General features: G+C 71.7%; 1 protein-coding gene. It reads right to left on the bottom strand.

Translation table 11 applies throughout. From position 1 onward, the window contains the following. Positions 1-1,234: polyketide synthase dehydratase domain-containing protein (locus AB0I54_RS48180; RefSeq protein ID WP_363302760.1), on the bottom strand; the 1,234-nt coding region annotated here is incomplete at both ends.

Raw genomic sequence — 1,234 nt, forward strand, 5'->3', positions numbered from 1 at the left:
GCGTCACCAACGCCAAACGCCCCGCACGATCCTCCGCCAACCACCACTGCACCAACGCCAGAACCTCACCCGCGATGCCATGCACACGGTCGGCGCTCTCCCTACCGGACCCCACCGGGCACGGAACGACGACGACGTCCGGTGCCCCTTCCGACTCCCGCAGTGCGTCGAAGTCCGCGACGGCCTCGAACGTCAACGCGTCGGTCGCGGAGGGAAGAACGAACGGCGTCCACTCCAGTCCGAACAGCTGATCGCTGCCACCGGCATTCCGCAGTTGCTCCGCCGAGACGGCCCGCAACGACAGCGACTCGACCGAGGCCACCGGGTCACCGGCGCCATCGGCCACGGCCAGCGTCACCGAACCCGTGGCCGTCCGCGACAGCTTCACCCGCATCATCGCCGCACCGGCGGCGTGTACGTCAACGCCGGACCAGGCGAACGGCAGGGCCGGGCCATCGTCCAGCGACACCAGCCCACCGGCGACCAGCGCGTGCAGGGCGGCGTCCAGCAGCGCCGGGTGCAGGGCGAACGCCGACGCCTCGGCAGCCGACTCCTCCGGCAGCTCGACCTCGGCGAAGACGTCGTCCCCGGCGCGCCACACCGAGCGCAGCCCCTGGAAGACAGGACCGTAGTCCAGGCCGGCGGCGGCCATACCCTCGTAGAACGCCGTCAGATCGACGGCCTCCGCACCCGCCGGCGGCCACGCGCCGAATGCCGCGGCGGACGGTGCCTCTGCCGAGGACAGCACACCCGTCGCGTGCCGCAGCCACGAACCGTCGTCGACACGCGAGTGCACGCTCAGCTGCCGCCGACCGGACTCGTCCTCCGGGCCGACCGTCACCTGAAGGGTCACGCCACCGCGCTCGGGCACCACCAGCGGAACCTCAAGGGTGAGGTCTTCGATCCTTCCGCACCCCGTCTCGTCGCCCGCCCGGATCGCCAACTCGACGAACGCGGTGCCGGGCAGCAGAACGGTCCCGTTCACGGCGTGGTCGGCGAGCCAGGGGTGGGTTTCAAGGGAAAGCAGTCCGGTGAGCAGGACCCTATCGCTGTCGGCCGTCGCAATCGCGGCACCGAGCAGCGGATGGTCCGCCGCCCCCAGACCGGCGGCCCGGACGTCACCGGACGCCTGGGGAACGTCGAGCCAGTAGCGCTCGCGCTGGAAGGCGTAGGTCGGCAGGTCGACGCGGCGGGCGCTCGGGAAGAGGGCGTGCCAGTCGGGCGAGATGCCGTG

It is taken from the genome of Streptomyces sp. NPDC050625, assembly GCF_040654755.1.
Classification (GTDB): domain Bacteria; phylum Actinomycetota; class Actinomycetes; order Streptomycetales; family Streptomycetaceae; genus Streptomyces.